Genomic DNA, 24,644 nt, shown 5'->3' on the forward strand with positions numbered 1-24,644 from the left:
ACGAGTGAGGTGGCGGGGCGCCCTGAAGCGATCGTTCACGCAACGCCGCGCCGCCGCGCATGCCTCGTCCCGGGGATTGACCGCACGCCGGAGGGCGGCGGAAGGTCGCACTACCGACGTCGGCATCGGGCGGAACGGTGACTCGCCGCGTGCCTTCACATCCGAGCGCGGCTGCTGCGATGCTCGTGGTGGCGATCCTCGTCGCCGCGGCGTGCAGCGGCGATGAGACCGGGGATCGGCACGGGCAGGCTCCCACGTCGACGCCACCCGCGACGGCCACTGCTCCCCCGGTCACCCCGCCGCCGGAGACCGCCGCTCCGCGACCGCGACCTCCATCCACGCCGGGCGCTCCGCCGCCGACGCCGACGCCGACGCCGACGCCGAGCCCCGACCCCGGCGCAGAACCGTTCGAGCCGACGTACGCGGGCCTGCAGGCGTACCAGCGCCGGTGCGAGCGCATGACGCGCCGCGGTGCGCTCGCGACGATCGTCTACGACCCGGCGACGGAGATGGACCTCGGGGACGGCCAACCCGTGCATGCCACCGTCACCCTCGAGCGGAACGCCGTTCCCGACGCCGTCCTCCCGGGGATCGAGGCCGCCGGCGTCCCCGGTGTCGTCATCTCGTGCCACCTGCAGGCGCGCCTCGACGCCTCGAGCGATGAGTTCGGCATCGACGATCGTGACTGGGTGACCCGTTCGTTGCTGACCACCAACCGGGTCGATTGGAGCTGGAACGTCGAGCCGCGGGTGGGCGGTCGCCACGCGCTGACGCTCTACGTGCGCCCGATCGCCGTCCTCGAGACGCGTGCCACTGCGGCGGCTGGGACGGTCGACGAGAGCGACGCCGTCGTCCAGGTCTACGAGACACAGGTCGATGTCCACGTGCCGTGGAACGAGCGCCCCGAGGAGCTCATGGCGCGGATGGCATCGACGCTCAACGTTGCGGAGGGTCTCGTGAAGGCGCTCACCGCGCTCATCATCGCCGTCGCGGGCCTCGGTGCCGCGGTGCTCGCTGTCCGGCGCCGGAGGTCGCGGCGCGCGGCCGACACGCGAGGTCCGCCCAACTGACGCGATGGCCCCCGCGCTCCCGATGCCGTGCCGTCACCGCGGTTCCGCTCCGGGACGCCGCCCCGGATGACGGTGCGCCCCGGTCCGCCGCCGGCCGCTGCCGGTCCCACGCATCCTCGCCGACGAGCGGCGTCCGCCGTCGGGGCACGTTCCGAGGGCGTGAGGGCGCGGCGCCGTGCCGCGTCGGGCCTCCGCCGCCGATCGTGCCGGCCCTGCAGCCGCCCGCTCAGGATTCGAGGACCGACACATGGACGTCGTTCCTCAGGGGCCCGTACCAGCGATGAGGTAGCGGAGGAGGGACTCGAACCCCCGACACGCGGATTATGATTCCGCTGCTCTAACCAGCTGAGCTACTCCGCCCCGGGACGTTCCCCGAGGGGGCTCGTCCGAGAGCCCAGTAGCGGATTCGAACCGCTGACCCCTTCCTTACCATGGAAGTGCTCTACCGGCTGAGCTAACTGGGCGCGCGACGGCCAGTCTAGCGGACGGCCGGCGGCCCACACATCATGCACTGCGCGGGCGGGGGCGGGCCGGCCGCGTGCCCCGGACGGCCCACGCGGCGGCGCGCAACCGGATCGAGCCGTCCGCGGCGACGGGCAGGCGGCTCCGTACGGACTCGCGCAGCGCCGCCCGGGCCGCGCCGCCGAGCGAGGCGACGTACGCGGGGGCGGGCCCCTGCCCGCCGAGGAACGGCGCCCAGAGATCCTCGAAGCCGGCGAACACGGTGGGCACCCTGATGACGTCCACCTCGACCTCCGTGAGGCCGGCGTCCGCGAACACCCGCCGCAGGGGGTCCGGGCGGCAGAGCGGGAAGCGGGCGCCCTCGTCGAGCGCGCCCGCCGACGGGTCACGGGCGACGGCGGCGTCCCAGAACCGCCTGAGGAGCTCCATGCCGCCCGCGTAGTCCCACACGTACGCCGCGGTCACGCCGCCCGGCGCCGTGACCCGGGCCATCTCGGCGAGCGCCTCCCGCGCGGACGGCGCGAAGTTGAGCGCGAGCCCGCACACCACGGCGTCGAACGCGCCGTCGCCGGCCGGCAGGAGGGACGCCCGCCCCGGGCGGAAGGCGGCCCGGGCGTCGTCCGCGTGGGCGGCCGCGTGGCGGAGGAACGCCTCGGACGGGTCCACGCCGACGATCGAGGAGGGCCGGGCGCCGGCGAGCACGGCCGCGGTCAGCGCGCCCGTCCCGCACCCGACGTCGAGCCACGCGCGGCCGGCGGGCACCCCCAGCCAGGCGACGAACCGCGTCGCCACCGGGCGGCTCCAGCGGCCCATGTAGCGCTCGTACGCCGCGCCGGCGGACCACTCGTCCGGCGGGCGTCCCGCCTCGCCCACGACCACCTCCGCCGCCGGCGCCCCGCGCGCATCGTCGCGGGGCGCCCCGCGACGGGTCAAGCGTCCCCTTGGCGGGCGGCCGGCGGGCGCCGCGCGGGGGCGCCGGCGGAGCGGTCCGCTACGCGTAGGCCGGCGCCGGCTGGACGAGCCGGATCTGGTTGCCCGAGACGTCCCGGAAGGCGGCGTCGATGCCGTAGGGCACCTCGGTCGGCTCCTGGGAGAACTCGACCCCGCGGCCGCGCAGCTCCTCGTAGGTGGCGCGGCAGTCGTCGCAGTTGAGGATGAAGCCGCCCATGCGGCCCTGCGCGACGGCGGTGCGCACCTCGGCCGCCGTCTGCTCGTCGAACACCGGCGGGGCCGGCACGTTGAGGGTGAACGCGATGTCCGGCTGCCCGGGCGGGCCGACGGTCAGCCAGCGGTAGCCGCCCATCTCGGGCAGCGAGACGTCGGAGCGGAGCTCGAACCCGAGGCGCTCGGTGTAGAAGGCGAGGGCCTCGTCCTGGTCGTGGACCCAGAGGCCGACGTAGGCGACGCGAAGCGACATGCTCCCTGCTCCCTGTGTGGTGATCAGCGGTCGCCGACGACGCTAGCGGCGCCCGCGCGCCGCGGCTTCTCCGAAGCTGCTCGACCCTGCGGGCGCGTCCACGCCATCACCACGCAGGTCGGCACCGGCGCGCGCCGGGCGGCCGGCGGATGGGCGGCGCGGTACGCGGTCGGGGTGACGCCGTAGGCCCGCTTGAACGACGACGTGAACGAGCCGACGCTCGTGAGCCCCACCTCGAGGCAGATGCGCGTGACGGTGTGGTCGGTGGTGCGCAGCAGCGCGGCCGCGCGCTCGAGGCGGCGTGTGAGCAAATACTGGTGCGGCGTCTCGCCGAAGGCCCGCCGGAACCGGCGGATGAAGTGGGCGGGCGAGGCGTGCGCGGCCCGCGCGAGCGCGGGCACGTCGAGCGGCTCGCGGTAGCGCGCGTCGATGAGGTCCTTCGCGCGCAGGAGGTGCCGGTCGGGCGGCAGGGACGCCATGGTGGGCCGATCATCCCACCGGCCCGGCGCCGCCGCGACGGTACCATCCGCGCCGATGGCCGCCCGCGACCCGCTCTACCTGGAGGACCTCGCCCCGGGGCGGCGCTTCGCCACCGCCGAGCACACGGTCGACGAGGCGGAGATGCTGGCCTTCGCCGGGCGCTACGACCCGCAGCCGTTCCACCTCGACGCAGAGGCCGGGCGCGACAGCCTGTTCGGGGGGCTCGTGGCGAGCGGCTGGTTCACCGCCGGGGTCACCATGCGGCTGCAGGTGGAGAGCGGACCCCCGGTGGCCGGCGGCATGATCGGCGCAGGCGGCCGCATCGAGTGGCCGCGGCCCACGCGCGCGGGCGACACGTTGCGGGTCGAGACGGAGGTGCTCGAGGCGCGGCCGTCGCGCTCCAGGCCCGACCGCGGGCTGGTGCGGATCCTCGCCACGACGCTCAACCAGCGCGACGAGCCGGTGCAGACCTTCGAGGTGACCCTGGTGGTGCCCCGCCGGCCCGCCTGAGGCCGCGCCCATCGCCTGTCGGCCTGGGCGGGCATATGGTGACCCCATGCCGAACACGTCGCAGGAGCCACCGGACCAGCCGGTCACGCCGGGGAAGGTCGCGCCGGAGCCCGCCGAGGACGAGGTCGTCGAGGCCTCGGAGGAGTCGTTCCCGGCGTCCGACCCGCCCTCCTGGATCGAGACCCGCGTGGGCCCCGCCCGCCGCCCGGACCAGTGAGATGATCGGGGCGGCGGCCGCGCCGCCCCTGCATCCGTCGACGGAGGTCCCCATGTCGCTCGAGCGCCCCGTCCCGCCCGACCCGTACTCGTTCCTGCCGTCCCTGCCGTCGTTCACGCTCGAGAGCGACGACGTGCGGGACGGCGAGCCGCTCGCGATGACGTTCGTGCACGACAGCGCCGGCGGCGAGAACGTGTCGCCGCACCTGCGCTGGTCGGGCGCCCCCGCGGAGGCGAAGAGCTTCCTCGTGAGCTGCTACGACCCCGACGCGCCCACCGTGAGCGGCTTCTGGCACTGGAACATGTGGGACGTGCCGGCCTCGGTCACCGAGCTGCCGCGCGGCGCGGGGGCGGGCGACGGCTCGTCGGCGCCGGCCGGCGCCGTGCAGGCGCGCAACGACTACGGGACGCCCGGCTGGGGCGGCGCCGCGCCGCCGCAGGGCGACCGGCCGCACCGCTACTACCTCGTCGTGACCGCGCTCGACGTGGAGCGGCTCGGCCCGGGGGCGGACGCGACGCCCGCCGTGGTGAACTTCAACGCGTTCTTCCACGCGCTCGCCCGGGCGACGATCTGCCCGACCTTCAGCCACTGAGCTGACCGCCCGCCGCGCGGCGACCGCCGCGCGGCGGGTCCCGGTGGTCCGGCGAGTCGCCCGCGGCGCCCCGCACCGTCCGCCACGAGGTCCAGGTGATCCGGAGGATCACGGCCGTGATCACCAGGCCGACGACGGGGTCTGCGACCTGCAGCCCCAGGGCGACGAGCCCCGCGCTCGCGACGACGCCGAGGCTGACGTAGCCGTCGGCGCGGGCGTGGTGGCCGTCGGCGACCAGCGCGGGGCTCGCCAGGCGCCGACCCGCCCGCAGGCGCACCCGGGCGGCGAGCTCGTTGCCGAGGAAGCCCGCGGCGCCGGCGGCCGCCAGGGCCACGAGGTGCTCCACGTCGCGCGGCTCGACGATGCGGGCGACCGTCTCGTACAGCGCCACGCAGGCGCTCACGAAGATGGCGCCCACGACCGCGAGGCCGGCCCAGCGCTCGGCGCGCGCGCTGCGCAGGAGGAACGCGGCCCCGACCGGCACCGCGGTGAGGGCGTCGCCGGCGTTGTGGATCAGGTCGGCGAGCAACGCGACGCTGCCACTCACCCCGACGACGACCGCCTGGGCGACCGCGGTGACGGCGAGGATCGCCAGGCTGACGCCCACTGCCCGCAGGCCCGCCCGCGAGCGCATGATCGAGCGGTCGACGAGGCCGTGCGAGTGGCCGTGCCCGTGCCCATGGGAGTGGCCGTCCCCACGCGAGTGGCCGTCGGCGCGCCCGTGCGCCTCCGCGTGTTGCCGGACGCGATCGCTCACGCGCGCACCTCGGATGACGCCGCGCCGCGGCCGAGGCGGACGTGCTCAAGGTGGAGGACCGCCTGGTCGATCAGGTCGCCCACGTGCGGGTCGTGCAGCCGGTACACGATGTGCCGCCCGTCGCGCGCACGGGCCACCCATCCCATGTGCCGCAGCTGGGCGAGCTGGTGCGAGGCGGCCGAGGGGCTCAGCGCGGCGGCGCGGGCCAGCTCGCCGACCGGGCAGGGGCCCTGGCGGAGGCGGCTCAGCAGCAGCAGGCGGCTCGGGCTGGCGAGCGCGCGCAGGGCGTCGGCGACCTCCCCCGCCACGGCCGCGTCGATCGCCGGCGCGGCGGCCGGCTCGTCGGCGCGATGGCTCATGCGGCCATCATATGTGAACGTCCGCTCAGCCGTTCATGCGATGCGCGCGGCCCACGCCCGGCGGCACGCAGAGCCGCCGGGCGCAGGGACGTGCGGTCCCGCTCAGCGCGGCGTCCCGGCGGGCTCCCTCGCGTGCTGCTCGGCGACGGCGGCGATCTGCGCCTGGCGCGCGGCGATCTCGCGCTCGCCGAAGCGCACGCCGTGCACGTAGTGCATCGCCACGCCGATCCCCCAGCCGACGAGCGGGAAGGGGAACCAGAGGAAGTCGGCGTCGGTCGTCGCGACGAGCACGACGTTCAGGATGGTCAGGCCGGTCATGACGAGCGCGTAGACGGCGGCGTGGATCCTCCAGCCGCGGCGCCACTCGCGCAGCGTGAGCTCGCGCTCGGCGCGCTGGTACGCGTCGGCGGTGATCATCGGTCCCACCTCGCTCGGCTCGGGGATGGCGGCGGGACAGGCGCCGTCGGGCGCCCTCCCGTCTGGTCGCCCCGATCGTCCGCCCGGCGCCGGCGTCGGGCATCCGGAAGCGGTGACGGCTCCGTGCGGATCGTCCGCGGCCCCGCCGCGCCCGGGCCGCGCCGGGCCGGCGGGTTGAGCCCCCGGGCCGGCCCGCCGCAGGCGGCGCCTCGACGGCGACGATGCCGCTGATGGGGGGAGGAGGGTTCGAACCTCCGTAGGCGTAGCCGGCGGTTTTACAGACCGCTCCCTTTGACCACTCGGGCATCCCCCCCGGGGTCGAGCCACGGAAGGGTACCGACGGGGGCGACGCCCCTCAAGGCGCGGCCGGGGCGCCGCGCTCAGCCCTCGGCCGGCCCGTCCGCCCCCTCGGCGACCGGCTCGAAGCGGTAGCCGACGCCGTAGTGGGTCTGCACGTACGACATGCCCGGCCGGGCGGCGCCCAGCTTCTGGCGCACCTTGCGCACGAAGACGTCCACCGAGCGGTCGCCGCGCATCATCTCGTAGCCCCACACCTCGCGGTAGACGCGCTCGCGCGGCACCGGCTTGCCGCCCGCGTGCGCGAGGGCGTAGAGCACCTCGAACTCGCGCGGGGTGAGCCCCACCGGGCGTCCCCCGACGAACGCCTGCACCTGCTCGGGGTCGATCAGCAGCCCCTCCGACTCGATCGCCTCGGGGCCGCCGGGGTCGCGGTGCGAGCGCACGCGGCGCAGGTGGGCCTGCACCCGGGCGAGCAGCTCCTTCATCGAGAAGGGCTTCACCACGTAGTCGTCGGCCCCCATCTCCAGGCCGTGCACCCGGTCGAACTCGCTGCCGCGGGCGCTGCAGACGATGACCGGCACCCGCGGGTCCTCGCGGCGCAGCTCCTCGGTGACGCGCCAGCCGTCCATCTGCGGCAGCATCAGGTCGAGGATCACCAGGTCGGGCCGCTGCTGGCGGAACAGGCGCAGCCCCTGCCCGCCGTCGGTCGCCTTGAGCGTGCGGAACCCGGCGCGGTCGAGGGCGAACGCGACCGAGTCGGCGATGGCCTCGTCGTCCTCGACGATCAGGACGGTCTGCGGCGCGGGCACGCCGCCGATTCTAGTCGAGGGCGCCGCCGCCGCCCCCCCTCGCGCCCCGGCGCCGGGGACCCTCCGGGGCGCGGGCACGCCGCCGATCCCGCGCGCGGCGCACCCCCCGCCCTCGGCCCGCGCCGGGCGGGGGGTATCCTCGTCGGGTGCCGATCGCCGCAGAGGACCGGTCGTGACCGGCGCCATCCTCGGGGAGCGCTACCGGCTCGACCAGCTGATCGGCCGCGGCGGGATGGCGGCGGTCTGGAGCGCGACCGACACGGTGCTCGGGCGCCCCGTGGCCGTGAAGCGGTTGCACGCCGGGCTGCTCGCCGACGAGGAGCACGCCGAGCGCTTCCGCCGCGAGGCCCGCCTCGTGGCGCGTTTGTCGCACCCCAACCTCGTCCACCTGCTCGACCGCGGCGAGGACGCCGAGGGCCCCTACCTCGTGATGGAGCTCGTCGACGGCGAGAACCTGAAGACGCGGCTGCGGCGCGAGGGGCGGCTCGAGCCGGCCGAGGCGGCGCGCATCTGCGCGGAGGTGGGGGAGGCCCTGACCTACGCCCACGCCCAGGGCGTGGTGCACCGCGACATCAAGGCCCAGAACGTGCTGCTCACCGCCGACGGCCAGGTGAAGCTCGCCGACTTCGGCATCGCCCGCCTGATGGAGACCGACGACGAGCACGGCCTGACCCGCACCGACATGCTGCTGGGCAGCGCCGACTACCTGTCGCCCGAGCAGGCGGACGGTCGCCCCGTGGACGCGCGGACCGACGTCTACTCGCTGGGCATCCTGCTCTACGAGTGCCTCACCGGCCGGCTGCCGTTCGCCGGCGAGGGCTTCGTGGCGGTGGCGATGAAGCACTGCTCGGAGCCCCTGCCCGACCCGCGGGCCGTCGCGCCCGAGGTGCCCGGCCACCTCGCCGCCTGCACGCTGCGCGCGGCCGAGAAGGAGCCGGCCGCGCGCTTCCCCGACGCCGCCGCGATGGTGGCCGCGCTGCGCGGCGCCGACGAGGGCACGGCGATCATGCCGGCGATCCGGCTGCCGGAGGACGATCGCGCCGCCCCCGCCGCGGGCCGCCCGCCCGGCCGCCGCCGCCGCCGGCTCGCCTGGCTCGCCGCCGTGCTGGCGATCGCCGTCGCGGCCGGGGTGGCCGGGGCGCTGCTGCTGGATCCGGGGTCCGGCGACCCGCCGCCCGCCGCCGCCGCGCCGCTCACCTTCGCCGCGGTGCGCGACCACGACCCCGAGGGCGACGCGAGCGAGAACCCCCAGGACCGCGGCCTGGCGATCGACCCCGACCCGGCGACCGCCTGGTACACGGAGCGGTATCAGTCGACGCCGCGGTTCGGGAACCTCAAGACCGGCGTCGGGCTCATCCTGCGCCTGACCGCCCCCGCCCAGGCGACCGAGATGGTGATCACCTCGCCCACCCCGGGCGCGCGCTTCCAGGTGCTGGGATCGCTCGACGGCGACCAGCGCCAGCTGCTCGCCGAGGGCAGGTTCGAGGGTGAGAACCAGGTGGTGCCGCTGGCCGCGGCGCCGCCCCAGGCGGCGTACCTGCTGTGGATCACCTCGCTCGTGGACGACGGCGCCGGCGGCTACTGGGCCGGCGTGGGGAAGGTGGAGCTGCGGGGGGCGCCGAACGGGACATAGCCGTGACGTCGACCGCCGCCTGGGACAGGAGCCTCGAGGACCTCGCCGCGCGCCTGGAGGCCCAGGGCGGGCGCGGTCGGCGGTTGTCGCCGCGCACCCGGGCGGCGTACCTGAAGGACGCCCGGCGGGTGGCCGCCTGGCTGGCCGCCCGCGGGGTCGAGGGCCCGGAGCGCGTCACGCCGTCGGCGCTCGAGGCGGCCTTCCGCGGCCTGGCCTGGTCGCCCGCCACCCGGGCGCGGGCGATCACCGCGCTGCGCGAGTGGCTGTCCCCGCACCACCCGCCGGGCCGCTCGCCGGCGGAGCTGCTCGACCGCCCGCGGCCGGCCCCGCCGCCGGTGCCGCGCCTCTCGCAGGCCGACGCCGCCGAGCTGGTCGAGGCGGTCGGCGCCGGGCCCGCCGGCACGCCGGTCGCGCGCGCGCTGGCCCTGCGCGACCGCGCCCTGGTCGAGGTGCTGTACGGCAGCGGCCTGCGCCGCCAGGAGGCCTGCGACCTCGTGCTGGCCGGCCTCGACTTCGAGCACGAGGCCCTGCGCGTGGTGGGCAAGGGCGGGCGCGCCCGCACGGTGCCGCTCACCGAGCCGGCGGTCGCCGCGCTGCGCGCCTGGCTCGCCGAGGGGCGGCCGCGCCTGACGTCGGGGCTGCCGCCGCAGCCGTCCGCCCGGGCACCGGTCTTCGTCTCGCGCGCCGGCCGCCCGCTCGACGGCTCGACGGTCTACCGGGTGGTCGCCCGCGCCCTGCGGGCCGGCGGCCGCGCGGGCGGCCCCCACCTGCTGCGCCACGCGGCGGGCACCCACCTGCTGGAGGGCCCCGGCGGGCGCGACGGCGCGCACCTGCGCGTGGTGCAGGAGGTGCTGGGGCACGCCAGCCTCGCCACCACCCAGCGCTACACGGGGGTGACCACCCGCGCCATGCAGGACGCGCTGCGCCGCGGCCACCCGCGCGGATGAGCGGGCCGGCGGTGGACCCCGACGGGCTCGGGCGCCTGGTGGCCGCGTTCGTCGACTCGCGCGAGAACCCGAACACCCGGGCCGCCTACGGCCGCGACCTGGCGGCGCTCACCGCGGCCCTCGGCGCGCCCGCGCCGCCCGCCGACGCGGCCGCCTTCGGCATCGAGGACGACCCCGCGGCCCGCGCCGCCGCCGCCGCCCTCGCGGCGCTGCCCCTCGACTGGTGGCAGCGCTGGCGCGACGGCCTGCCCGGCCGCCTCGCCACCCGCCGGCGGCGGGTGGCGGCCGTGCGCGCCTTCTGCCGCTGGTGGTCGCGGGCGCTGGCGCTGGAGAACCCGGTGCGCGACCTGCGCCCGCCCGCGAGCGGGCCCGAGGGTCAGGAGGCGCTCGGCCGCGAGGTGGTCGCCCTGGCCCCCGCCGCCGTGCGCCGCATGTGCGAGGCGGCCGCCGCGCCCGGGCCGGTCGGCGCGCGCGACGCGGCCCTGATCGAGGTGCTCTACGGGTGCGGGCTGCGGGCGAGCGAGGCCGCCGGCCTCGACCTGTCGGCCTGCCACCTCGACGACCCGGACGACCCGTTCGTGCTGGTCGACGGCAAGGGCGGCAGGCGGCGGCCGGTGGCCGTGCCGCGCCGCGCCCTGGCCGCGCTGACCGCCTACCTGCGCACCGGGCGGCCCGAGCTGCGGGCGCGCGACCGGCGCCCGCGCCCCGACCAGGCCCGCCACCGCGACGCCGACGCGGTCTTCCTGTCCTCGCGCGGCCGGCGCCTGGGCCGCGCGGCCGTCTGGCGCATCGTCACCGAGGTGGCCGACCGCGCCGGCCTGCGCGCCGAGGGCGCGCGGGTCTTCCCGCACGCCCTGCGGCACTCCTGCGGCACCCACTTGATCCAGTCAGGCGTCGACATCCGCTACGTGCAGGCCCACCTGGGCCACGCCTCGCCGGTGACGACCGAGGTGTACACGCACGTCACGGCTGCCCATCTGCGCGAGGACTTCGATCGGGCGCATCCGCGAGCTCGCGCTCGGGCGCGCCCGGGAGGTCCCCCGTCAGCCCCTCCTTGAACTCGCGCATGCTGCTGCCGAGCCCCCTGCCCATCTCGGGCAGGCGCTTGGCGCCGAACAGCAGCAGCGCGATGCCGAGCACGATCAGGATCTGAACGGGCGACAGGCCCACGGCGCGCACCTCCTCCGGTCGACGACGCGGCCCAGCCTCGCAGCGCGCAGCTCCCGCCTCTGCGGGCGCGGCGACAGGATCCGCGGGCGGCCGTTGGGCCCGGCGCACAAGGCGACGGCGGAACCGCCCGGGTACCGCGCGGGGGCGGGGCACGGTATGGATGCCCGATGCCCGCACACACGCCCCGCCGCGCCCTCGCCCCGGCGATCGCCCTCGCCGCCGCGCTGGCCGCCCCGCTCGCCGCCCCCTCCGACGCCCGCGCCGTGGTCCTCGGCGTGCAGGACGACCGCCTCAGCTCGGGCCCGGTCGCCGACGTCCCGAAGCGCATGGCGCTGATCGACGCGACGAACGCCCGCGTGACGCGCCAGGACGTGCTCTGGTCGCTCGTCGCGCCCACCCGGCCGGCCCGGCCCACCGACCCCGGCGACCCCGCCTACGACTGGTCGCGCATCGACGCCGCGATGCAGGGCTTCGAGCGGCTGGGCCTGACGCCGATCCTCGTCGCCTACAGCGCCCCGCCGTGGGCGGCGAACGGGCGCCCGATCCCCCAGGGGACCCAGGTGAACCCGGCCGCGCCCCGGCCGCGCCACTACGCCGACTTCATGGAGGCCCTCGCCCGTCGCTACTCGGGGTCGTACACGCCCCAGGGGGCGAGCGGGCCGCTGCCGCGGGCGCGCCACTTCGAGATCTGGAACGAGCCCAACCTCGGCGCCTTCCTGTCGCCGCAGGTGTCGGGCGGCCGCCGGGTGGCGGTCACCCGCTACGTGGCGATGGCGCGCGCGGGCCACGCGGCCATCAAGCGGGTCAACCGGAGCGCGATCGTCATCGCCGGGGTGGGCGGCCCCCGCAGCTCGACCGGCGCCAACGGGACCGGGGCGCTCGAGTGGGCGCGCCGCATCGCGCGCAGCGCCGCGCCGTTCGACGCGTACTCCCAGCACGTCTACCCGGCCGCCGCGCCGCTCGCGAACACGCGCGCCTTCCCCGCATGGGGGACGCTGCCGCAGCTCTTCGACGCCCTCGACGCGGTCCCGCGCCGGCGCGGGACCCCGGTGTATCTCACCGAGATCGGCTACACGACCGCGGCGACCGAGTACCGCGACGTGCGCGTCAGCCGCGGCCAGCAGGCCGCCTACCTGCGTCAGATCATGGCCCTGCCCCAGGTCCGCTCGGGCCGTGTGCGGGCGATGATCTGGTTCAACATGCAGGACAACCCCAACTGGCCGGGCGGGATCTTCGACCTGGCGGGGCGGCGCAAGCCCAGCTTCGCGGTCTTCCAGCGCCTGGCCCGCGCCGGCGCGCTGACGCCCGACCTGCGCGTGCGGCCGCCGGTCACGCTGAGCCGCCGCCAGCTGCTGATCAACCAGCGCATCTCCCAGGCCGCGGTCCGGCGCCTCAACCTGGTGCAGCGCCGCCTCGACGCGGGCCTGACGACGGCCGACCTGCGGCCCGGCGGGATGGCGCCGCCGGCGTTCGGGCAGGGCGTGGCGACGTCGTTCGCGGCGGGCGCCGGGCCCGTCGCGGCGCCGCCCCTGACCCGCGCCGCCGAGGTCCCCGACGCGCCGCGCCGCAGGCCGGGCGCGGCGGCCCGGGTGCGCCTCGCGGCCGCGCAGCTGCTCATCAACCAGCGGGTCTCGCAGGCGGCCGTCCGGCGCGCGAACGGCATCGAGCGGCGCTTCGCCGGCGGGCTGACCGGCGGCGACCTGCGCCCTGGCGCGATCGACGCGTCGCGGCTGGCGCCCGGGCTGACGATCGACGTCGCGGTCCCCGTCGCCACGCGGCCCGGGCCGTCGCGCACGGTCGTCGCGCCCGCGGCGCGCCGCCCCGGCGCGCGGGTGTCGCTGTCGGCCGCCCAGCTGCGGGTCAACCAGCGCATCGCCCAGGCCGGCGTGCGGCGCGCCAACGCGCTGTCCGAGCGGCTGGCCGAGGGCTTCGCCGCCCGCGACTTCCGGCCCCAGTCGGTCACCGCGATCAGCATCGCCCCGGCACTGCGCACGCCGGGGTGACGCCGCCCGACGTTCAGCGGCGGCGGGTGACCCGCACGCCGACGGCGGCGCGGTCGCGCAGGCCGTCGCCGGTCAGCACCGCCCGCACGACGTAGCGGCCGGGGCGGGCGTCGCGCGGCAGCGGCACGTTCACCGGCCGCCGCGTCGGTCCGGCGAGCTTGCGGATGGCGCGCCGGGCGCCGCCGCCGCGCGGCGTCATCGTGACGACCGCGCGCCCCGGCCGGGTGATGTGCACACGCACCGCGCGGACACCGTTGCGCGTGAGCCGCAGCCCCCCGCCGACCGGCACCGCGGCGTCGCGCCCGGTGGGTGAGACGTCCGGCGCCGCGAGGAAGGCGCGATGCTGGGCGGCCCAGGCGCGGCCGGCGGCCGCGTCGACCAGGCCGTAGGCGGCCGGCCCGTTGGCGAGCATGGCGCGCCCGGCCGGCGTGGCGCGCAGGCGCGCCCAGACCTCCGCCTGGCCGGCGCCCCTGTCGGGGCCCACGACCACGCGCAGCTCGCCGCCGCGGGCCGGCCAGCGCCCGGCCCAGCGCGTGGGGTGCATCGCCATCTCGCGCGCCGGGAAGGGGGTCAGGTCGCCGCGGTAGGTCTGCAGGTACACGGCCCGGCCGCGGCTCAGCGCGCCGACCAGCGCGCGCAGGCGCCCCGGCAGGGCGCGCCGCGGGTCGGCGCGGCCGACCTGCTCCACGAGCGCGGGCGAGGCGTAGAACATCACCCGCCGCGCGTCGGGGCCGAGGCGGGCCATCGCGGCGGCCAGCGAGCGCGCGGCCCGCGGGGTCCAGTGGCGGGGCGTGATCTCGTCGACGGCCACCAGGCCGGCCGCGCCGTCCGAGCGCCAGCCGGCGCGCAGGGCGGCGGCGATGCGCTTCGGCTCCCTGCCGGCGATCTCGCGGCCGGCGACCTTGCCGACGCGCCGCCCGTGCGGCCAGCGCGCGCCCTCGGCGGCGGGCGCCTGGCGCAGCGTGGGCCCGCCGACGGCGTCGTGGATCGCCACGGCGGCGGGCTCGCGGACGTAGAGGAGCGGCGGGTCGGCGGCCGAGGCCGCGCCGGCGGCCGGCCCGAGGGCGGCCACGGCGACGCTCAGGGCGGCCGCCCGGGTGATGGGCGGGACCGTTCGGGGCACGCGGTGAGGGTGCCACGCGGCCGGCCCGCCGGCACCCCCGCGGGCCGGTTCTGACGGAACGCTTACAGGCCGCCGGGCGACGCGGTGAGCATGCCGACCCCGCCCACCGCGGCCAGCAGCGACAGCACCAGGATGCCGAGCACGAGGCCGGTGAGCGCCTGCCCCCGGCCCGCGAGGCGCTCGCCCGACGAGCGGATGTCGCCCAGGGCCAGCACGCCGTAGGCGACCGCGAGCGCCGACGTGACCACCGCCACCACGGCCACGATGCCGAGGATCGCCGCGAGGGGGGCGGTGCGGGCGCGCTGCAGGCGCCCGGGCGCCAGGCGCACCTCCGGCGACGACTGGGCCACCTTGCGGATGCCCACGAGGCTCATCGCGACGCCCGCCAGGGCCATCCAGAAGCCGGCCACCAGCAGCAGGCCGCCGCCCTCGAGCGCGAGGTCGGCGTCGTCGGCGAAGCGGTCGGAGGTGCGCGCCCCGATCACGAGGAACGCGGCCATCAGCGCGAGCCCGGTCGCCAGGACCAGGCCCACCAGGTGCACCCACAGCAGGCGCAGCGCGGCGCCGGCGGCCGCGCCGGCCGCGCCGAGCGCGGCGATGACGGCGACCGAGGCCCCCGCGCCGGCGGTCGCGAGGGCGCCGTGGGGCTCGTCGGCCGGCCCGGAGACGATGTCGGCGACCGGCGCCAGCGCGACGAGCACGCCCGCGAGCGCGCCGGTCGCGAGGCCGGCGCGGACGAGCAGGATCGCGCGGCGGAGCGGGTCGTCGGCCATCGCGGGCGACACTAGCCGAGGTCCAGCGGGACGGTGCTGGGACGGATGCCCCCGCTGCCGACCTCGAGGATCCCCACCGACGGCCGCATCGCCTCTGCGCCGAGCTGGGCGCGGAAGCGCCGCACCGCGCGGTCGGCGACGCCGGTCAGCCCGGCGCCCGGCGGGCGCCCGCCCTGGAGGCTGCCCCAGGGGCACACCGCCCCCGGCGAGTAGAGCAGCGTGCCGCCCGACCAGGCGGTCACCGGCTCGTGCCAGTGGCCGTAGACGATGGCGTCGACCGGGCCCAGGCGCCGCGCCAGCGCGCGCCGGATGCCGGCCCGGTAGCGCAGGTTGCGCCGGGCGGCGAGCGACGCCGTGATCACCGACGCGTCCACCGCCCACAGCCGCCGGCCGTGGGTGAGGCCGATGCGGTGGCCGCCGGCCGCCACGACGGCCGTCGCCGGCAGGGCGAGCGACCCCAGCCGGTCGTGGTCGCCGCGCACGGCGACGACCGGCGCGACGGCGCCGAGCACGTCGAGCACCTCGGGCACGCTGAGGTCGCCGGCGTGGAGGATCAGGTCGCAGCCCTCCAGCGCCTCCAGTACGGCGGCCGGCACCTCGTCGAGGAACTCGCCGACGTGGGCGTCGGCCACGACCCCCACGCGGGTCGTGCGCGCGGCGCCGCGCGCGCTCAGCAGCGGTACCGGCGGGCCTCGGCCGCGCGCTCGACGCCCAGGTCGATGAGGCGCGACACCAGCTCGGGGTAGGGCACGCCCGCCGCCTCCATCAGCCGGGTGTACGCGCTGGTGGGCGTGAACCCGGGCATGGTGTTGAGCTCCGACAGCAGCACGTCGCCGTCGTCGGTCACGAAGAAGTCGATCCGGGCCAGGCCGGCGCAGTCGACCTCGGCGAACGCGCGCAGCGCCAGCGCCCGCGCCCGCTCGGCGACCTCGGGCGGCAGGTCGGCCGGCACCTGCAGGCCCGAGCGGCCCGGCCGGTACTTCGTCTCGTAGTCGTACCAGTCGCCCTCGTACGTGATCTCGCCCGGCGGCGAGGCGATCGGCTCGGGGCCGTCGAGCACGCCGACCTCGACCTCGCGGCCGCTGATCGCGCGCTCGACGAGCGCCTTGGCGTCGTGGCGGAAGGCCAGCTCCAGGGCGTCGTCCAGGGCCGCCGCGTCGGGCACGCGGCTGATGCCGACGCTCGAGCCGAGCCGGGCCGGCTTGGCGAAGGCCGGGTACCCCGGCCCCTGGGCCACGGCCCGCCGCACGGCCCCGGGGTCGCGCTCCCACCCGCGCGCGGTCACGACCACGTGCTCGGGGGTCGGGATGCCCGCCTGACGCAGCACCACCTTGAACAGCGCCTTGTCCATCGCCACCGCCGACGCCATGACGCCCGCGCCCACGTAGGGGACGCCGGCCGTCTCGAGCAGGCCCTGCACGGTGCCGTCCTCGCCGTGCGGCCCGTGGAGCACGGGGAAGACCACGTCGAGCGGCCGGTCCGGCCCGCCGTCGAGCGGGTGCAGGCGGGCCCGCCCGTCGGGGCCGGGCACCACGGCCACGGGCTGCCCGTCGATGCTCCACGCGCCCTGGGGCGAGATCAGCACGGGGGTCACCGCGTAGCGGCCGGGGTCGAGCGCCCCGATGACGGCCGAGGCCGACGCCAGCGACACCTCGTGCTCGCTGCTGCGGCCGCCCATCAGGACGGCGACGGCGACCGTCACCGGCGCTGCCCCGGCGGTCCCAGGCCGTCCGGGCCGCGGCCGTCCGCTCCCGACCCGTCGGCGCCGGAGGGCGGCGGCGCGGGGACGGCGCCCGCGGGCGCGGTCGGGGTGCTCGGCTCGGGCGCCTGCGCGGGCCCCGAGCTGACGGTGATCACGATGCGCGTGCCCGGCGCCACCTGGGTGCCCGCGGACGGGTTCTGCCCGATCACGTCACCGGCGGGCGCGTCGGAGGGCGCCTCCTCGCTGGTCACGACGAAGCCGGCGTCCTGGAGCTTGGCCCGCGCGTCGGTGGCGGTGTTGCCGGTGACGTCCGGCACGGGCACGTTCGCCGGGGCGACGGCCACGACGATGGTGACCGTGGAGCCCTTCGGCACGCGCGCGGTGGGGCCGGGGTCCTGGTCGATGACGATGCCGGGGGCGAAGTCGGTGCTGGGGCGCTGCTCGACGCGCACCTCGAGGTCGCGGTCGCGCAGCAGGGCCTCGGCGTCCTGCTGCGCGCGCCGGCGCACGTCCGGCACGGCGACCTCCTCGGGGCCGCTCGACACCACGATCGTCACCGTGCTGCCCTCGGCGGCCTGCGCCTCGGCTGCCGGGTCCTGGCTGATCACCAGGCCCTCCTCCACATCGTCGCTCGCCTCGGTGCGGCTCCGGACCTCGAACCCGGCCTGGCGCAGGGCGCGTGTGGCGTCGGCCTCGGTCATCTCGAGGACGTCCGGCACGGCCACCTCGCCGGGGCCGCCGCTGACGCGCACTACCACGGTCGAGCCCTCGTCGACCTCCTCGCCCGCGGGCGGGTCGGTGCCGACGACGGTCCCCTCGGGGACGGTGCCGCTCTCGACCGTGCGCACGTCGGCCACGAGGCCGGCGCCCTCCAGCGCCCGCACCGCCTCGGCCTCGGTCTGCCCGGCCACACGCGGCACCGTGACGGTGTCCGCCTGGTCGCCGGTCATGAAGAGGATCGCCCCGGTGGCGATCGCCGCCAGGATCACGAGGATCCCCAGGATCATCGGCCAGCGCCGCCGCCGCCGCGGCGGCTCGGCGGGGGGCGGGGGCGGCGCGACCCGGGTGGGGCCGGTGGCCGGCTCCATCACCCGCGTGTACTCGGCGGAGCCGGCCGCGGCGGCGGCCGGCATGACGCGCGTCGTGCTCCCCGAGCCGTCGATCGCCGAGCGCGCCTCGGCCAGCGCGCGCGACATCTCCTCGGCGGTGCGGTAGCGCTCGGAGGGCCGCTTGGCGAGCGCCTTCATCACCACGGCCTCGAGCTGCGGCGGCACGTCGTGGTGCGCGCTCGGCGGGGTGGGCGGGTCGCTCACCTGCTTCATCGCGATCGCCACCGGCGGGCCGCCGTCGAACGGCACCCGCCCGGTGAGCAGCTCGTAGAGCACGATGCCGGCCGCGTAGCAGTCGCTGGCGGCGGTCACCTCGCCGCCGCGCGCCTGCTCGGGCGAGAGGTACTGGGCCGTGCCGATCACCGAGCCCGGCTCGGTGAACTCGGCCTCGGCGCCGGCGCGGGCGATGCCGAAGTCGGTCACCTTGAGGCGGCCGTCCTCGGCCACCAGCACGTTCTGCGGCTTGACGTCGCGGTGCACCAGGTCGCGGCGGTGGGCGGCGCCGAGCGCGGCGAGGAGCTGCTGGGTCATGTCGATCGCCTCGACGGCCGGCAGCGGCGCCCGGCTGCGGATGACCTGCTTCAGGTCCGGCCCGGACAGGTACTCCATGACGATGTAGTAGCTGCCGTCCGCCTCACCGCGGTCGTAGACGGCCACGATGTTCGGGTGGTTGAGCCCGGCGGCCGCGGAGGCCTCGCGGCGGAAGCGCTCGACGAACTGCGGGTCGGAGGCGTAGGGCTCGGAGAGCACCTTGATCGCCACCTGGCGGTCGAGCAGGCGGTCGTGGCCGAGGTAGACGCGGGCCATGCCGCCCGCGCCGAGCTGGCGGCCCAGCTCGTAGCGGCCGCCGACGACGTCGCCGGGCGCGAAGCTCACCGCGCCTCGATCGCCGCGCGCATGACGTCGGCCGCCACCGGGGCGGCCGCGATGCCGCCGGTCTCGGACGTGTCCTCGATGACGACCGCCACGGCGACGACCGGGTCCTCGGCCGGGGCGAAGCCGATGAACCAGGCCTGGTTGCGGTTGGGGTCGTCCGACTCGGCGGTGCCGGTCTTGCCCGCCACCGTCACGCCGGCGCTCGACAGCGCCGCCGCGGTGCCGGTGCCCTCGCGCACCACGTTCTCCATCATCGCGGCGAGCTCGGCGGCGGTCGCCGCGTCCATCGCCTCGCCCACCGGGCGCGGCGTGGCGCGCCGCACCTCCGAGCCGCCGCGGTCGAGGATGCGCCGCATGAGCTGCGGGGCCATCACCGTGCCGCCGTTGGCGACGCCGGCGGCGACCATCGCCATCTGCAGCGGCGTCACCAGCAGCCGCTCCTGGCCGATCGCGACCCGCGCCACGTCGATGCCCTGCTCGTCGTTGGGCAGCAGGCGGTCGCCCGGGCCGCGCCGGCCCGACGAGCGCACCTGGTCGTCGGGCAGGTCGATCGGCGGCCGCTCGCCGAAGCCGTAGGCCTCCATCGTCTCGCCGAGGCGGGCGGCGCCGAGGTCGTCGCCGATCGAGGCGAAGGTGGTGTTGATGGAGTTGGTCAGCGCGGTCGTGAGGGTGTGCGTGCCGAAGACGTTGCCGCCGAAGTTGCGGATGTCGCCGCCGGGCGTGGAGTAGCGGCCGGTGTCCCGGAAGGTGGAGCCGGCCGTGAAGCGCCCGGACTCGAGCGCGGCCGTGGCGGTGACCACCTTAAAGGTCGAGCCCGGCGCGTAGGCGCCGGCCGTCGCCCGGTTGAGGAACGGCCCGCCCTCGGTGGGGATGGAGGGGAAGTCGGTGATCGCCGTCTGCAGGTTGAAGGTGGGCGCCGAGGCCATGGCGAGCACCTGGCCGGTGGACGGGTCGAGCGCCACCACCGCGCCGCGCCGGCCGGCGAGATGCTCCTCGGCGACCCCCTGCACGCGCGTGTCGATGGACAGCTGCACGTCGGCCCCGCGCTTCTCGCGCAGGTTGAGGCGCTGCAGCAGGGGCTCGGTGCCGAAGCTGCCCGACAGGTAGCGGTTGTAGAAGTCCTCGACCCCGGTCTTGCCGCGCTCGTCCGACGTGTAGCCCACGACGTGCGCCGCGAGCGCCCCCTGCGGGTAGCGCCGCTCGTAGACCTGCTGGCCCTGCACGCGCCGTGGCCGCGAGCGGGCCAGCGCCTTGCCGTCGGCCGACAGGATGCGCCCGCGGTCGATGAGCCGCTCCTGCTGCTGCGTCTGCAGGTTGCCGGTGCGGTCGCGCAGGTCGTCGGCCGCGACCACCTGCCACCAGCCGAGCATCAGCATGAGCAGCCCGAAGCCCGCGGCCAGCGTGAGGTAGAGGCGCCGGATCGACCGGTTCACGCGGCGACCGCCTCGCGCTCGGCGGCCTCGCGCTCCATGCGCCGCCGCTCGCGCCGCGACGGCACGTGCCCCGCCCTCGACCGGTTGCTGATCACCAGCAGGAGGGCCACGAGCACGAAGTTGGTCACCACGCTCGAGCCGCCGTAGGAGAGGAACGGCAGGGTGACGCCGGTCAGCGGGAGCAGCCGGGTGACCCCGCCGATGATGAGGATCGCCTGCAGGCCGATCGCCGCGGTCAGGCCGCCCGCCAGCAGCTTCGAGAAGCCGTCGTTGGCCTGGGCGGCGATGATGAACCCGCGCTGGATGAGCAGCAGGAAGCCCAGCAGCAGCCCGACGCCGCCGATGTAGCCCAGCTCGCTGGCGACCGCCGAGAACATGAAGTCGGTCTGCAGGAACGGGATCACCGTGCCGCCGTCGTCGGTGACGAGGAAGGCCTTGCCCAGGCCCGGCCCGAAGACGCCGCCCTCGCCGAGGGCGTACAGCGACTGGACGAGCTGGTAGCCCTGCCCCTGGGGGTCGTCGAACGGCTGCAGCCAGCCGTCGACGCGGGTCTGGATGCGCGGCACGGCGGCGTAGACCGCCAGGCAGCCCACCAGCACCACGCCGATGCCGATCACGGTGTACGCGACGCGTCCGGTGGCCAGGTAGATCATCGCGAGGAAGACGCCGACCAGCAGCAGGGCGGTGCCGAAGTCGTTGAGCAGCCCCACGAGCGCCAGGCAGGCGACCAGGAACAGCAGCACGGGCCCGAGGGCGGCCATCGGCGGCACGGGCACGCCGAGCCGGCGGCGGGTGGGGATGGCGAGGAGCTCCCGCTTGTCGCGCAGGTAGGCGGCCAGGAAGACCACCGCGAGGATCTTGGTTACCTCGCCGAGCTGCACGGTCTGCCCGCCGCCGATCTGGATCCACAGCTTCGCGCCGTTGATGCGGGTGCCGAAGATCATCGTGATCAGCAGCAGGCCCACGCCGGCGAGGCCGATCAGGTAGGTGTAGCGCTCGAGCACGCGGTGGTCGGGCAGCAGCACGATCGTCGCGACGAAGGCCGCCCCGCCCACGGCGATCCATACCGCCTGGTCGGCGGCGAGCGCCGGGCTGATGCGGTCGAGCTCGACCAGGCCGATGGCCACGAGCACCCCCACCACGGGCAGCAGGTAGGGGTCGGCCTGGGGCGCGCGCACCCGCAGGGCGACGTGCATCGCGACGAAGACGGCGAACACGCCGATCGCCCCCGGCAGCGGCCCGAGGTCGAGGTCGTCGGCGCGCACCGACGCCACCGTCGCCGCCCCGAGCACCCCGAGCAGCGCCGCCGGGACGAGGAGCCCCAGCTCTCGCGTGCGGGGCGTCACTGCGCGCCGGGCTGGGCGGGCGTGGGGTCGGGCGGCTCCGGCGCGGGCGGCCGGGCCGGCTGCGGGGCCTCGAGCACGGGCGGCTGCACGACGCCGTAGCGCCAGACCAGGCGACCGGCGAGGGCGACGGCCTCGCCCTGCCCGCGCGCGGTGTCCGACACGGCCCCCGGCTCGGCGGCGCGCACGGCGTCGGCCGACACGCCGGTGTCCTGCCACGGCTCCGAGAGGTCGCGTCCGAACAGGCCGTAGGGCAGCCCGTGGGCCACGCGCACCGTGCCGTCCGCGGTCGCCTCGAGCGTGTAGGTGCGGCTCGAGACCCAGGCCACGCCGCCCGCGGCGACCAGCAGCAGCACGAGGGCGGCGGCGACGACCGGCACGGCGCGCGAGCGCCGCCGCCCCAGCGGCTCGATGACCTTCGGCGCCGGCGAGGGCGGCGCGCCCGCGCGCTCGGCCGCGGCGTGGCCGTGCAGGCCGCCCAGCACCCGCCGGCCGGTGAGGGTCTGGGCGCCGCCGCCGGCCTCCGCCGGGGCCTCCATCGTGTCGCCCGGCTGGGGGTCCGACGCCCGGCCCACCCGCGCCAGCACCACCGTGACGTTGTCGCTGCCGCCGGCGGCGTTGGCGGCGTCGACCAGGGCGCGGGCCGCGGCGGCGAGGTCGCCGGCGCCGGCGAGCAGCTCCGCCACCCGCGGGCCGGGCACGTACGACGACAGGCCGTCGCTGCACAGCAGCACCACGTCGCCGGCCCGCACGTCGGCCGCCAGCACGTCGGCCTCGACCTCGGCCTCGGCCCCGAGGGCCCGCGTGATCACGTTGCGGTGCGGGTGGTGCTCGGCCTCCTCCTCGGTGATGCTGCCGCGGCGCACCAGCTCGGCGACCACCGAGTGGTCCTCGGTCACCTGGGTCAGCGCGCCGTCGCGCCAGATGTACGCCCGCGAGTCGCCCACGTGCACGATCTCGAGCCGGCCGTCGCGGACCATCGCGACGGTCAGCGTCGTGCCCATGCCGGTCTTGTCCGGGTCGTCGCTGGCCAGCCGGCGGATCGCCCGGTTGGCGCGCTCGACGGCGCCGCGCACCTCCTCGGGCCCGACCGGCGGGGCGAGGCGCGCCACGGCGTCGACCGCCATCTCGGCGGCGACCTCGCCGGCCTTGGCGCCGCCCATGCCGTCGGCCACGGCCAGCACCCCGCCGCCCGCGAGCGAGCGGTCCTCGTTGTGGTGCCGGACGCGTCCCGTGTCGGAGAGGTGGGCCACCTCCACCAGGACGAGCGGGCCGTCCGGGGTGCCCGGGGCGGTCATCTACTCCTCGTAGCGGAGGATCGTCTGGCCGATTCGCAGCGTGTCGTGCACCTTCAGCTGGGCGTCGCGCTCGACGCGCCGGTCGTTGAGGAACGTGCCGTTCGTGGAGCCGAGGTCCTCGACGAAGTGGTACGCCCCGCGGCGCAGGATGCGGGCGTGCATGTGGGAGACGAACTGGTCGTCGATCGTGAGGCCCGCGGCGCCCGAGCGGCCGACCGTCAGCCCGCCCTCCAGCGCGATCGTACGACCCTCCTCGAGCGCCGTCGACTCCACCACGATCAGCCGCGGATCGAGGTTGGACGACAGGTCGAGGCGCTCGCCCGCGCCGACCCACGCGCCCTGGGTGGGCCGGTCGGCGAGGTCGTCGCCGGCGGTGGCGGCCGGCTCGGGGACGGCCGGCTCGGGCGCCGCCACGGGGGCCGCGACGGGCGCGGGGGCCGGGGTGGCGGGCGTCGTCGCCCGCGGGCGCGGTGCCGGCGCCGGCTCGGGCGGCGGGGGCGGCGGCTGGGCCGTCCGCAGCTGCCGCGCGGACGAGCGCACCACCGTCCAGACGAAGGCGTAGAGCAGCGCCAGGAAGGCGATCTGGGCGACGATCAGGCCGGTCTCGTTCACTCGGCGCGCCTCACGGTCGGGGGGTCAGCGGAGCTCGACGCGGATCTCGGTCGTCCCCACCACGATCGTGTCGCCGTCGGCGAGCGCATGTCGCTTGACGACCTGCCCGTTGACCTCGGTGCCGTTGGTGCTCCCCATGTCCACGAGGTAGTAGTCGAGGCCGATGTGGCGGATCTCCGCGTGGGTGCGGCTGGCGTTGGGGTCCGGCACCACGACGTCGCAGTCGCGGCTGCGGCCGAGCGTGGTGACCCGCTTCGTGAGGCGGGTGCGCGTACCGCCCATCACGAGGGTCATCACCTCGGGCGTGATCCCGGCCTCCTCGGCATCGGCCGCCGAGATCACCTGGGTGCCGCTGACGCCCTCGAGCGCGTGGTGGGGGACCGGCGCGGGCGGCGGGACGGGGGCGGGGGGCGGCGCGACGGGCGCCTCGGGCGCCGTGGCCGCGGGCTCGCCGTCCTCGGCGGGCGGCGCCGTCTCCGGGCCGCCGGGCGACTCGGCCATGCGGCAGGCGATGCCGAACTCGCCGACGCGCAGGTCGGTGTCGGTCTCGAGGATGACCGTCGAGGGCGCCACCAGCGACAGGCCCTCGCCGCGGGCGTGGGCGTCGAGGTAGCTCCCGAGCTCGGTGACGAGGGCGCGCTCGTAGGACGCGAAGCTCTCGCGGTCCTGGGGGGCCAGGTAGACGGTGAACTCGTTGGGCGCGTACACCCGCGAGACCGAGACCGTCTTGTGGTCCTCCATCTCGCGCGCGAGCTTGCGGGCCAGCTCGACCGGCTGCAGCGTGCTGCGGAACGCCCGCCGGAAGCCGCGCTCGAAGAGGCCCTCGATCTTCTGCTCGATGTCGCGGAGGAGGCTCATGCGATCGGGTCGCGCACAGTAGCGGACGCCCTCCGGGGGGCCCGGCGGACGCCCCGCCACGGCCGGACCGCCCACACCAGTATGACGACCCCGGCGGGGATGACCGCCCCCAGCGCGGCGGGCGCGTCGGCGGCGCTCGCCACCAGCGCGGCCGCGAGCGCCGCGGTCCAGGTCGCGGCGGCCGCGATGCGCGGGCCGCCCGAGGCGCCCGCACGACCGCCGGCACCAGCGCCGCGGCGGCGACGAGCGCCGCCGCCTGCACCGCGGTGCCGCCGTGCGCGGCCAGCGGTTCCCAGAGCGCCTCGGCGGCCCGGGCGGGCGACGTCTCGCCGTCGAGCCCGGCCACGGCCGGTGGCGCGAACCCGCCCCCCGCC

26 protein-coding genes and 3 tRNA genes are annotated in these 24,644 nt (G+C 77.1%); 8 read left to right on the top strand and 21 right to left on the bottom strand.

Annotated elements, in window-relative coordinates; genetic code table 11:
* The first annotated feature begins 188 nt into the window (after positions 1-188).
* Entirely contained in the window at positions 189-1,070 is an 882-nt protein-coding gene (locus ITJ85_RS00725; protein ID WP_217914445.1) for a hypothetical protein, read from the top strand.
* A 286-nt stretch (positions 1,071-1,356) separates the two neighbouring features.
* Here the strand turns inward: ITJ85_RS00725 and ITJ85_RS00730 are convergent.
* From ITJ85_RS00730 to ITJ85_RS00750, 5 genes are all read right to left on the bottom strand, one after another.
* Positions 1,357-1,430, bottom strand: a tRNA-Met gene (locus ITJ85_RS00730).
* Positions 1,431-1,461: 31 nt separating this feature from the next.
* Positions 1,462-1,534: transfer RNA gene (locus tag ITJ85_RS00735), tRNA-Thr, on the bottom strand.
* 40 nt (positions 1,535-1,574) lie between these two features.
* On the bottom strand, positions 1,575-2,345 hold the full coding sequence (locus tag ITJ85_RS00740) for a class I SAM-dependent methyltransferase (RefSeq protein ID WP_343232981.1): 771 nt from the start codon (positions 2,343-2,345) through the stop codon (positions 1,575-1,577).
* A 178-nt stretch (positions 2,346-2,523) separates the two neighbouring features.
* A complete protein-coding gene (locus tag ITJ85_RS00745) occupies positions 2,524-2,949 on the bottom strand; it encodes a VOC family protein (protein WP_217914447.1) in 426 nt (141 codons plus the stop codon).
* Between the two features lie 23 nt (positions 2,950-2,972).
* Positions 2,973-3,428, bottom strand: a complete 456-nt coding sequence (locus ITJ85_RS00750) for a helix-turn-helix domain-containing protein (RefSeq protein WP_217914448.1) — start codon at positions 3,426-3,428, stop codon at positions 2,973-2,975.
* Positions 3,429-3,483: 55 nt separating this feature from the next.
* Here ITJ85_RS00750 and ITJ85_RS00755 point away from each other — a divergent pair, with 55 nt between their 5' ends.
* The 3 genes from ITJ85_RS00755 to ITJ85_RS00765 are packed head-to-tail and all read left to right on the top strand — an operon-like array spanning position 3,484 to position 4,748.
* Complete coding sequence (locus ITJ85_RS00755) at positions 3,484-3,939, top strand: MaoC family dehydratase (RefSeq protein ID WP_217914449.1); 456 nt, start codon at positions 3,484-3,486, stop codon at positions 3,937-3,939.
* Positions 3,940-3,985: 46 nt separating this feature from the next.
* A complete protein-coding gene (locus ITJ85_RS00760) occupies positions 3,986-4,156 on the top strand; it encodes a hypothetical protein (protein WP_217914450.1) in 171 nt (56 codons plus the stop codon).
* A 52-nt stretch (positions 4,157-4,208) separates the two neighbouring features.
* The gene (locus tag ITJ85_RS00765) at positions 4,209-4,748 is read left to right on the top strand and encodes a YbhB/YbcL family Raf kinase inhibitor-like protein (protein WP_217914451.1); all 540 of its coding nucleotides are present in this window, start codon (positions 4,209-4,211) and stop codon (positions 4,746-4,748) included.
* On the opposite strand, the gene ITJ85_RS00770 is transcribed toward ITJ85_RS00765, so the two are convergent.
* From ITJ85_RS00770 to ITJ85_RS00790, 5 genes are all read right to left on the bottom strand, one after another.
* Positions 4,738-5,505, bottom strand: coding sequence for a cation diffusion facilitator family transporter (locus tag ITJ85_RS00770; protein WP_217914452.1), 768 nt, complete (start codon positions 5,503-5,505; stop codon positions 4,738-4,740). The genes ITJ85_RS00765 and ITJ85_RS00770 overlap by 11 nt on opposite strands.
* A complete protein-coding gene (locus tag ITJ85_RS00775) occupies positions 5,502-5,864 on the bottom strand; it encodes an ArsR/SmtB family transcription factor (RefSeq protein ID WP_217914453.1) in 363 nt (120 codons plus the stop codon). The genes ITJ85_RS00770 and ITJ85_RS00775 overlap by 4 nt, the downstream gene beginning before the upstream one ends.
* A gap of 102 nt (positions 5,865-5,966) precedes the next feature.
* Positions 5,967-6,281 (bottom strand): 2TM domain-containing protein, encoded by a 315-nt coding sequence (locus tag ITJ85_RS00780; protein ID WP_217914454.1) that lies wholly within the window; start codon positions 6,279-6,281, stop codon positions 5,967-5,969.
* 231 nt (positions 6,282-6,512) lie between these two features.
* Positions 6,513-6,594 (bottom strand) — tRNA-Tyr (locus ITJ85_RS00785).
* 67 nt (positions 6,595-6,661) lie between these two features.
* Entirely contained in the window at positions 6,662-7,390 is a 729-nt protein-coding gene (locus tag ITJ85_RS00790; protein ID WP_217914455.1) for a response regulator transcription factor, read from the bottom strand.
* A 172-nt stretch (positions 7,391-7,562) separates the two neighbouring features.
* Here ITJ85_RS00790 and ITJ85_RS00795 point away from each other — a divergent pair, with 172 nt between their 5' ends.
* Genes ITJ85_RS00795 through ITJ85_RS17315 form a run of 3 tightly spaced genes read left to right on the top strand, consistent with a single transcriptional unit; the run spans position 7,563 to position 11,028 of the window.
* Complete coding sequence (locus ITJ85_RS00795; RefSeq protein ID WP_217914456.1) at positions 7,563-9,023, top strand: protein kinase domain-containing protein; 1,461 nt, start codon at positions 7,563-7,565, stop codon at positions 9,021-9,023.
* A 2-nt stretch (positions 9,024-9,025) separates the two neighbouring features.
* Positions 9,026-9,970 (top strand): tyrosine-type recombinase/integrase, encoded by a 945-nt coding sequence (locus ITJ85_RS00800; protein ID WP_217914457.1) that lies wholly within the window; start codon positions 9,026-9,028, stop codon positions 9,968-9,970.
* Between the two features lie 11 nt (positions 9,971-9,981).
* A complete protein-coding gene (locus ITJ85_RS17315) occupies positions 9,982-11,028 on the top strand; it encodes a tyrosine-type recombinase/integrase (RefSeq protein ID WP_217914458.1) in 1,047 nt (348 codons plus the stop codon).
* On the opposite strand, the gene ITJ85_RS17475 is transcribed toward ITJ85_RS17315, so the two are convergent.
* A complete protein-coding gene (locus ITJ85_RS17475) occupies positions 10,934-11,317 on the bottom strand; it encodes a twin-arginine translocase TatA/TatE family subunit (protein ID WP_343232967.1) in 384 nt (127 codons plus the stop codon). The genes ITJ85_RS17315 and ITJ85_RS17475 overlap by 95 nt on opposite strands.
* Between ITJ85_RS17475 and ITJ85_RS00815 the strand changes: the two genes are divergently transcribed.
* Positions 11,308-13,143: a GH39 family glycosyl hydrolase gene (locus ITJ85_RS00815; RefSeq protein WP_217914460.1), complete on the top strand. Its 1,836-nt coding sequence runs from the start codon at positions 11,308-11,310 to the stop codon at positions 13,141-13,143. The genes ITJ85_RS17475 and ITJ85_RS00815 overlap by 10 nt on opposite strands.
* 13 nt (positions 13,144-13,156) lie before the next feature.
* Here ITJ85_RS00815 and ITJ85_RS00820 read toward each other — a convergent pair whose 3' ends face one another.
* From ITJ85_RS00820 to ITJ85_RS00865, 10 genes are all read right to left on the bottom strand, one after another.
* Positions 13,157-14,266: a hypothetical protein gene (locus tag ITJ85_RS00820; protein ID WP_217914461.1), complete on the bottom strand. Its 1,110-nt coding sequence runs from the start codon at positions 14,264-14,266 to the stop codon at positions 13,157-13,159.
* A gap of 62 nt (positions 14,267-14,328) precedes the next feature.
* A complete protein-coding gene (locus ITJ85_RS00825) occupies positions 14,329-15,039 on the bottom strand; it encodes a DUF4190 domain-containing protein (protein WP_217914462.1) in 711 nt (236 codons plus the stop codon).
* 11 nt (positions 15,040-15,050) lie between these two features.
* Positions 15,051-15,671 carry a metallophosphoesterase family protein gene (locus ITJ85_RS00830; RefSeq protein WP_217914463.1) on the bottom strand — a complete coding sequence of 207 codons (621 nt, stop codon included), beginning with the start codon at positions 15,669-15,671 and terminating at the stop codon, positions 15,051-15,053.
* 38 nt (positions 15,672-15,709) lie between these two features.
* Positions 15,710-16,741: a D-alanine--D-alanine ligase family protein gene (locus ITJ85_RS00835; RefSeq protein ID WP_281412211.1), complete on the bottom strand. Its 1,032-nt coding sequence runs from the start codon at positions 16,739-16,741 to the stop codon at positions 15,710-15,712.
* Positions 16,738-18,726: a Stk1 family PASTA domain-containing Ser/Thr kinase gene (gene pknB / locus ITJ85_RS00840; protein ID WP_217914464.1), complete on the bottom strand. Its 1,989-nt coding sequence runs from the start codon at positions 18,724-18,726 to the stop codon at positions 16,738-16,740. The genes ITJ85_RS00835 and pknB overlap by 4 nt, the downstream gene beginning before the upstream one ends.
* Complete coding sequence (locus ITJ85_RS00845; protein WP_217914465.1) at positions 18,723-20,159, bottom strand: peptidoglycan D,D-transpeptidase FtsI family protein; 1,437 nt, start codon at positions 20,157-20,159, stop codon at positions 18,723-18,725. Before ITJ85_RS00845 ends, pknB begins: the two co-directional genes overlap by 4 nt.
* Positions 20,156-21,505, bottom strand: coding sequence for an FtsW/RodA/SpoVE family cell cycle protein (locus ITJ85_RS00850; protein WP_217914466.1), 1,350 nt, complete (start codon positions 21,503-21,505; stop codon positions 20,156-20,158). The genes ITJ85_RS00845 and ITJ85_RS00850 overlap by 4 nt, the downstream gene beginning before the upstream one ends.
* On the bottom strand, positions 21,502-22,800 hold the full coding sequence (locus ITJ85_RS00855; protein WP_217914467.1) for a Stp1/IreP family PP2C-type Ser/Thr phosphatase: 1,299 nt from the start codon (positions 22,798-22,800) through the stop codon (positions 21,502-21,504). The genes ITJ85_RS00850 and ITJ85_RS00855 overlap by 4 nt, the downstream gene beginning before the upstream one ends.
* Positions 22,801-23,412, bottom strand: a complete 612-nt coding sequence (locus ITJ85_RS00860) for an FHA domain-containing protein (protein ID WP_217914468.1) — start codon at positions 23,410-23,412, stop codon at positions 22,801-22,803. It lies immediately after the preceding gene.
* Positions 23,413-23,436: 24 nt separating this feature from the next.
* Positions 23,437-24,270 (bottom strand): FHA domain-containing protein, encoded by an 834-nt coding sequence (locus ITJ85_RS00865; protein ID WP_217914469.1) that lies wholly within the window; start codon positions 24,268-24,270, stop codon positions 23,437-23,439.
* Positions 24,271-24,644 lie beyond the last annotated feature (374 nt).

The sequence above is a fragment of the Miltoncostaea marina genome (genome assembly GCF_018141525.1).
In the GTDB taxonomy this organism is placed as follows: domain Bacteria; phylum Actinomycetota; class Thermoleophilia; order Miltoncostaeales; family Miltoncostaeaceae; genus Miltoncostaea; species Miltoncostaea marina.